Genomic DNA, 8,057 nt, shown 5'->3' with positions numbered 1-8,057 from the left:
TTCCCGGCAAGGAAAGCACACCTTCAGCGTCGCGGAAGTGATGCTACGCAACTTCGAGTCAATCTGGGAAACCAGGAATGGCGCCGGACGCGCGCGAGAGTTGCAGTAAGCCGTTCGGTTTTCTCGATGACGCATATCAGGAGATCCTAGGGCGAGCGATTTCCGCAACGAGGCGGGAACGCGGACTAGGACGGTTTCAATAACAATCGCCGGAGGCAGCACTCTGGATCGGCAAAATGGATTCTGACGCAATTAGGTTCATGCTGAATTGTACCGCCTCGACAACACCGACCGGGTTGGCCATGCGAAACGTCACAAAAGAAGTGGCCCTGCAGCTAGCATGATTGGACCGAATCTGGCGAAAGAATTTGTCCGTCGCGAGGGGCCGACGCTGTCGGCGCGGTTGTTTTCCGTCCCCAACTGCGGGCGACCGGCGTTCTTAACGAACCAGTCGAACTAGTCATCGCTAGGGTAACCTGCACCCGCGGCCACTATTGGGGCGCGACACCGGCAAGTTCGCCCACTCGGCCCGCCTGAATCCAGCGCCTTATGGACCGCCAAAGGGAGGATTCTTAGAAAGAAATCACCGTCACGCAAAACGGTAAAGCATCACTACGAACTTTAACATGAGGGACCATTGCGCGCCAGCCAGCGGTGCGATCCGGATCCGGTTAGCAGACACATATGCAATTATTCGAGAGCATCGCAAACGAAGGAGCGGCGACAGCAATGAGAATTACACGACTAGTAGTTTGGCAAGTGCCATTGACCAGCTATGTTCCTTATCACATGGCAGATAAAAAAACCTGCGATACTGTCACCTCAATATTGCTCCGCGTAGATACGTCGGAAGGTATCTCTGGCTGGGGTGAGGTTTGTCCGATTCCCCACTATCTACCTGCCTATGCTGAAGGCGTGCGCCCCGCGCTGGAATATCTTGCGCCTGTCATCATCGGAGCTGATCCGATCGGCCCGGAAGCGTTAATGAGCCGGGTTGACAGTTGGCTACAGGGGCATGCCTACGCAAAATCCGCCCTTGACCTGGCTCTTTGGGACATCACAGGCAAAGTCGCGAAGCTACCTCTTTATGCGCTTCTCGGTGGACGCCAGATGGCTCGCATACCGCTCTACCACTCGATCACCTGTATCGCGCCCGATGAAATGGCCGTCATCGCTAGAGAGGCACAGGCAGACGGTATGACGCAGTTTCAGGTCAAGTTAGGTGCCGATATCAACTGGGAAGCCGACGTCGCTCGGCTACGTCTTGTACGAGAGGCTGTTGGCATGGGTCCCCTCGTCTATGGCGACTGGAACTGCGCGGCTTCTCGCTTGGATGCGACACGCGTTGGCAAGGCTGTCGCAGCATACGACATCATGCTGGAGCAACCCTGTGCAACTCTTGAGGAGTGTGCCGCTGTTCGCGCGGCAACCGGGCTGCCGATGAAGATCGATGAAAACGCGCACGATACGGCTTCGCTGCTTCGGGCTTATGATCTTGGCTGTATGGATGCCGTAGCCCTAAAGCTCTCCAAATCGGGAGGGCTTAGTGCCGTTCGGCGACTTCGCGATCTGTGTCTGCACCTCGGCCCCCAGATGTGCATCGAGGACACTTGGGGATCGGATGTTACCACGGGCGCAATCCTCCACTTGGCGGCGTCGACCCCGTCAAGCCGGATCATGAATACGTGCGATCTATCGGGCTACGTTACTCCGCGGCTCGATACACACACCCCAAATCGCAACAGTGGCCATATCGCGCCGCCGGAAGCCCCAGGCATCGGCGTAAATCCAGATGCTGAAAGGCTTGGCCAGCCGGCTGCCATTATAAGTTAGAGCAGCGTTAAAGTTAGAGTAGCGTTTGAAGCGACATGAGGTTGCAGCCGTGCTCGACAAGCTGGAGGACAGGCTCGGTCGCAGGACGCCTTTACCATCTGACGGCAGACCGTTTTCCTGACCCGGGCTCTTGATACCGAGATGAGATTGCAGGCGCTCACCTACGACTGAAGCAAGGACGGCATGATTATAGCCGTGCCGTCCTTTCCGCGTCGAGATGGTTCACATGATGCGCAAACGGCAGGCGAGGTTCGCCTACAATCCACTCGTTGCATTCCAGCTTTTTGTAACAAAAAAGCAAATCGAGTTAACAGAAAATTCGCAGCCGCCAATCCGAACACGAGGTATGTTCCGCCTGGGATCTGATAAGGCATGTTTGAAAAAATTGATGCCAATGCTTGGAGCCCCGCCGGAGCACAGAACGCAGCAGAAATCTTTTCTATAGCGCCTGCCTCAACCGGATTGGAATTGGAAGGAGACTGACCTCTCTAGCTGCAGCCCCACGGCTCCAGCGACAACTCACGGACCGGGGCTATTTCGCATCAGTGACCTCGTGTTCTCCTCCCTGCTCAGCGGCGGCTCGGCGTATTGTCTGACACTGGAACCGACACCCCCGAGCCAGACCGCTACACAAAGTGCCACACTAAAACGGTGCGTACGGAATGACAGCGGATTGGATAGCAGCGTGGCCGAAGACTGCAAAGGTAGTTTCAACGATGAACATCGGTGTTTTGAAGGAAATCAAAGAAGACGAGCGACGTGTCGCACTCCAGCCGATCCAGGCGCAAGCTCTTTCGCGCCTCGGTCACCACATTTATGTTGAAATCGGTGCCGGGGAAGGGGCCGGATTCTCGGACGCGGATTATCAGGTCTGCGGAGGGAAGCTTGCGATGAAAGATGAGGTCCTCGCCCGGGCGCGGCTCCTCCTCAAGGTTAAGGAACCGCTGCGCTCAGAATATTCTGACTATGCTCCGCATCACATCTTATTCACGTATCTGCATTTTGATGAGAACAACGTTGATCCTCGGGACGTCTCTGAACTCATCAGTAGAGGCTTTCTGGGAATCGCTTACGAGTGGGTGGGAAAAGCTAGCCGGTATCCATTGCTTGAGCCGATGAGCCAACTGACTGGCTATCTCTTCGCTCAGCGGGCGTTGGAGTTGTGCTCCAAGGAAAAAGGAGTGTTCTGCCCGCGAAATGAGAGCGGTCTTCCCGGAGGGCGGGCTCTGATCATCGGATGCGGCAATATCGGTCTGTCCGCATTCAAATACTTGTCGGACCTAGGGATTGCCTTGACCGTAGTTGTCACTCGAGGGCGTGAGGATTTCAATTGCAAAGCCAACGCGCGCTTCGAAACCGAAGGCGTCGACTACATCGGCGCAACCGACACCAACCTGATCGTCATGAATAACAAAGATCCTTCACGCACTCAGGACACGATTGCGGCGGCACTGTCGGAGATGGACATCGTCCTCAACTGTGCGGTGCGTCGCTCCGATCTTCCGAAGCGAAAAATGGAGTACCTGATCGACCGCAGCATGGTTGGAGCCATGCAGAGAGGCAGCATACTGTGCGACTGTACAGCCTGTGATCGCGAATTGATCGAAACCTGTACTTCTTCTGCATCGCTCTACCACTCGTATCGCGAAGAAAATGTCGTGCATTACAACTGCGATCACATTCCATCAATGGTGGCCAACACCGCTACGCGGCTGCTCACAGCGCGAACTTTCCCTTACATCCGTTACATCGCCAGTCTCAAATCCGTGCAGACCATTACTGACGATGAAAGCCTGTGTGACGGAGTCTGTTGCTATGGTGGCCACCTGACCCATGCTCTGTCGGCAGAAAAAAAAGGCTTGCCATATCGGCCGCTGAGCGACGTTATTAAAACGATTTCACTTCCCATGTAGGCGCTGAGAATAGTCCAAATTGACGGGGGTAAAGTGCGCAACAGTTTACATGGTTCTGTCGCAAATCGTGCTTTTGGTCACAAGGGGACGCTTTCGCGCCGATGATCATGCTGCAAGGATTTCGAACTGCTCGGCGATTGAGGGGCGTGAATAGGCGAACCGCGCCTGCCGTTTGCGCATCATGTGAACCATCTCGACGCGGAAAGGACGGCATCGGCACCGGCCATCGACTTGAAGCCGAGCATTGACCCAGCGCGGCGCTGATGTGCCGATGGTCTGCTCGGTCTCGATTGTTGAGGTACTTGCTGTTGCGGAGCGGATCGGCTTCAGCGCTCGTCGCTATCGATTTCGCAGACGGTAGTTCGGCGTCGCAGGAAATGATCGCCTCATGATTGGTCGGGCTACCGTCGATGAAGATGCGATCCGGTCTGCCGTGGCGCTCCAGGGCTTTCTGGAAGAAGCGGCACGATAGAGATACATCCGTTGGCCGCGTATCTTGATGCATGTCTCGTCCAAGTGCCACTGAGGGCGCGCTTGCGCCCGATGAAGCGCTCCAGAAGCTGGGGCGAGAAGTGAACGACCAGCGGTGCACGGTCGAATGGTCGACGTTCAGGCCGCGTTCGGCCATCATCTCCTTCAGATCGCGCAGGCTCGGTCGAAATACGGCCTTTGAACATAGCAAGCGAGCTCCCCGAAAAAAGAGAGGCCTTCGTGCCAGATATGGGTTGCCATTCCGTTTTGCGACAGAACCCTCAGCTGTGGTTGCCATCAACAATTGAAGTCTTTGGACGCGACCGCACTCTCAATTTCAGCTTGTTTGTCACATTACTCCAGCAACCGTTACCGAAGTAAACGCTTAGTCGAAGGCAGTCAGACATCATGCAGCGCGAAGATCACCAGCTGCCTATTTCAGCAACGCTCGCTCCATTTCGGAACCCGGTGTTTCGCACGATCTGGACGGCCACACAAATATCCAGCCTGGGTTGGCTCGTGCAAACGGTTGCCGTCAGCTGGCTGATGGCAACTACTTCGGCTTCCGATCTGATGGTTGCGATTGTTCAGGCTGCCTCGACATTGCCGGTGTTCTTCCTCTCGATCCTTGCCGGAGCCATCGCCGACAATTTCAGCCGCCGGTGGGTGATGTTTGCGGGCCACTGCCTCATAGCATCGGCATCGACGACGCTGATGATTTCTGTCGGGCTGGGGTTTGTCAGCCCCTGGTTCATACTCGGACTGAGTTTCCTGGCCGGCTGCGGCTTTGCGCTAACCGATCCGGCTTGGCATGCTTCCGTCGGCGATATCCTCGATAAGCGCGACATTCCCGCCGCGGTGACGCTTGTGTCGGTCGGGTACAACATCGTGCGCAGCATCGCACCGGCTTTGGGCGGCGTGATCATGGCCTTCTTCGGACCTCTGGCCGCTTTCGCCTTGGCTGCGCTCAGTGATCTAATCCCTCTAAGCGCAATATGGCGCACCAAATGGCAAGTCCGCTCCTCTCCTCTCCCTCGCGAGATGATGACGACGGCAATTCATGACGGCGTGCGCTTCACGGCGATGTCCTTGGAGATCAGGGCGGCGATCGCCCGAGCAGCTCTTTTCGGGGTGACCAGTATAGCGATCTTTGCGCTGCTCCCTCTCGTCGTCCGGGATCAGTTGAAGTGCGGCCCAATCGCCTATGGCGTCCTACTAGCCAGTTTCGGCATGGGTGCTTTCATCGCTGGCATGAGCAACAGCTACCTAAGGCGTATCACGTCTCAAAACAGGCTGGTGGCGTTCGCGTCCGTCGCTTGTGCAGCATGTTGCCTTTGCCTTGCAGTTACTTCTTCGATTGCCGCGGCGGCCATTTCGTTAGCGCTCGGTGGGGCGGGTTGGCTAGTCACTTGGACGGGCATTGACTTGTCGGTGCAGCTGGCAAGCCCTAGGTGGGTTGTTGGCCGCACGCTCTCGATCTACCACGCCTTGAGCGCCGGCGGTATGGCAGCCGGCAGCTGGATCTGGGGTTCTGTCACGCAGAATTACTCGTTGACATGGGCTTTGGAGGGCGCCGCACTAGCCCTGTTGCTGGTGGCAGTTGCGGGAATAGTGTTGCCGGTGGGACCCCGGGAAGAAACGGATCAAGAGAGTTCCGGCTTCCATCCGCCGGAACTGGCACTCGATCTGAAACCGAGAAGTGGCCCTATCGTTGCCAAAACCGAGTATTCCATACCTGAGGAGAACATCGACGCCTTTCTGGGCTACATGCGGACCCGGCGTCATGTTCAGAGCCGTGCCGGTGCTCGAAACTGGACGCTTCAGCGAAACCTTCAAACGCCCTCGCTTTGGACGGAGACATTCCGCACGCCGACATGGATGGATTTTCTCCGCCTAAATCATCGGCTCACGTCGGCGGACAAGGAAGTCGGCGATCATCTTCTGGCCCTGCATGATGGAGATGTGCCTCCGCAGACAGTTCTTTCCATTCAGCGAACGACAGACGCAACGTACGCATCCGCTGAAGACCGCAGACGTGCGTATCCGGCGGCCATGAGGACCTGAGCACCGGAGTGCTGGGGTCAAGCTTTCGATGGGGAGACGCGATGATATTCTTCGAGGAGGAGTTTGAGCTCCTCGATGCCTTCATCGGTGAAGGCCAAGATCCCGTTGTCATCATTGGCGCCGTACACCCAGATGACGCCGTCCTCGGGCTCGGCAGCGAGGGGCAGTTCGTGGATGAGCGCTTCGCTGACGCCGAGTTCCCAGGCGATACGTTCGACGGTGTAGACGTGATGCACGTTATTGCGCTGCATGATCAGGCCGCAGCTGGTTGGGTCGCAGTTTTGCGGATCTCCAATTCCACGGCAACAAATCATCGATCCGATGTGCCGGATAGGCGGGCAGTCGGGCGAGGACGTCGGCGAGCCAGGCCTGCGGGGATATCGTTCATCTTGGCGCTGACGATCAGGCTGTAGAGAACGGCAGCGCGCTGTCCGCCGCGATCGGAACCGCAGAACAGCCAGGACTTTCTTCCGAGATTCTTCAAATGGCGGAAAACAGCGATTCCTGGTTGTCGTAGTCGATGCGACGCGGAGTATTGCGCGCCAAATCGGCCTTGATCCGTTCGTCTTCGAGGTCGCTGGCGCGGATCTGGTAGGGCGCGCCGCGCATGACCTGCTCGGCCGGCAAGAGGCCATCCCTGATGAACGGCGGATTTTCACGTGCGACACGCCGAGCTTCCCGGCCGCATCCGACATGGTGGGCCATTCGCTATTTTGTCGGAGGATCGGTAGCCGCTGATCTTGTGCACCGTGCGCAAGCGACCGGACGCGGCCGGCGGTCCAGGTCTTTCCCTGGCCCGTCTGCATGCCCATGCGGTTGAGGGTGCGGCAATATCGGCGTCGGACCATCGCGTTGCCATGGTTCGCATGATCGCCAGGGCTTCTTCGGGCGTATGCTGCCCATGCTCGCCGGATTTGGGCTTGCGCACACGCACCTGCGAGTGCTGGGCTCCATGCCAGTAGATGGTCAGGATCACATCGCGGGCTTCGTCATCGACGTCCGCCACGACGTCCTTGATGAGCGCGCGCAGGAGTTGCCGACGGCATCGCGAGGCATGTCGATGTCGATCAATCGCGCCGCGCCGCCTTTGTCCTTGGGCAGGATCAGCGCCCGGTCGACTAGATAGATCGCTTCTTCCAGGTCATGGGTGACCATCACCATGGTGACGTTCTCCTCTCTCCAGATGCGCGCCAGTTCCTCCTGCATGCGATCTTGGTCATGGCGTCCAGCGCCCCCCCAGCGGCTCGTCGAGCACAAGGATTTCGGGCTGGACGGTGAGTGCCCGGGCAATGCCGACGCGATGCGCTATGCCGCCGGAAAGCTGCCTCGGAAAAGCATCGGCGAATTCGGCAAGGCTGGATTCGGGCAATCGGCGACGGGGCGTTCTACACCTGGCGATCGCTCACGTCGATCCGTGCGAAGATCGCCATCGCCCGATCGGCATCAAGCTCGCCGCCGGCCATCTGCTTGCGCCATGCATAGAGCTGTGACGGAGCTACGCCGAATGCTTCCGCGACCTCGGTCACCGATGACCCCGCCGCATCCGCCATGTCGACCAACGAGCGCTTCTCGGTGCAACTCCACAGCCTTCGTTGCCGCGCGCGCCCGGGCACCGCTGCAAGATCTTCGGCCGCCGCGGCGCCGCTTAACTCGGCGACGATATCGCCCCTTGCCTGCCGTTTGCGCATCATGTGAACCATCTCGAGACGCGGAAAGGACGGCATAGGCACCGGCCATCGACTTGAAGCCGAGCGTTGACCCAGCGCGGCGCTGATG

6 protein-coding genes and 3 pseudogenes are annotated in these 8,057 nt (G+C 57.9%); 3 read left to right on the top strand and 6 right to left on the bottom strand.

The window, feature by feature from the left end; genetic code table 11:
• The first annotated feature begins 684 nt into the window (after positions 1–684).
• Both EN955_RS32625 and EN955_RS32620 read left to right on the top strand, forming a co-directional pair.
• The gene (locus EN955_RS32625; protein ID WP_338101330.1) at positions 685–1,833 is read left to right on the top strand and encodes a mandelate racemase/muconate lactonizing enzyme family protein; all 1,149 of its coding nucleotides are present in this window, start codon (positions 685–687) and stop codon (positions 1,831–1,833) included.
• A gap of 716 nt (positions 1,834–2,549) precedes the next feature.
• Entirely contained in the window at positions 2,550–3,746 is a 1,197-nt protein-coding gene (locus EN955_RS32620) for a hypothetical protein (protein ID WP_024505891.1), read from the top strand.
• A gap of 105 nt (positions 3,747–3,851) precedes the next feature.
• Here the strand turns inward: EN955_RS32620 and EN955_RS35765 are convergent.
• Positions 3,852–4,398: pseudogene (locus tag EN955_RS35765) on the bottom strand (DDE-type integrase/transposase/recombinase); the annotation flags it as partial.
• A gap of 227 nt (positions 4,399–4,625) precedes the next feature.
• Here EN955_RS35765 and EN955_RS32610 point away from each other — a divergent pair.
• Positions 4,626–6,281 (top strand): MFS transporter, encoded by a 1,656-nt coding sequence (locus EN955_RS32610; protein ID WP_024505898.1) that lies wholly within the window; start codon positions 4,626–4,628, stop codon positions 6,279–6,281.
• 17 nt (positions 6,282–6,298) lie between these two features.
• Here the strand turns inward: EN955_RS32610 and EN955_RS32605 are convergent, their stop codons facing one another.
• The 5 genes and pseudogenes from EN955_RS32605 to EN955_RS32590 all read right to left on the bottom strand — a co-directional run.
• A complete protein-coding gene (locus EN955_RS32605) occupies positions 6,299–6,532 on the bottom strand; it encodes a hypothetical protein (RefSeq protein WP_024505897.1) in 234 nt (77 codons plus the stop codon).
• Positions 6,519–6,756, bottom strand: a pseudogene (locus tag EN955_RS32600) (transposase domain-containing protein); the annotation flags it as partial. The pseudogene EN955_RS32600 and the gene EN955_RS32605, both read right to left, overlap by 14 nt.
• Before the next feature lie 5 nt (positions 6,757–6,761).
• On the bottom strand, positions 6,762–6,908 hold the full coding sequence (locus tag EN955_RS34990; protein WP_155925016.1) for a hypothetical protein: 147 nt from the start codon (positions 6,906–6,908) through the stop codon (positions 6,762–6,764).
• 345 nt (positions 6,909–7,253) lie between these two features.
• A pseudogene (locus tag EN955_RS35935) lies at positions 7,254–7,635 on the bottom strand (ATP-binding cassette domain-containing protein); the annotation flags it as partial.
• A gap of 31 nt (positions 7,636–7,666) precedes the next feature.
• A partial coding sequence (locus EN955_RS32590; protein ID WP_245492852.1) for a transposase occupies positions 7,667–8,057 on the bottom strand: 391 nt, incomplete at its 5' end.

The organism is Mesorhizobium sp. M7A.F.Ca.CA.001.04.2.1, from assembly GCF_003998485.1.
GTDB classification, from domain to species: domain Bacteria; phylum Pseudomonadota; class Alphaproteobacteria; order Rhizobiales; family Rhizobiaceae; genus Mesorhizobium; species Mesorhizobium ciceri.
The sequence above is the reverse complement of the archived record's forward strand: the minus strand, read 5'-3'. Positions and strand labels throughout refer to the sequence as shown.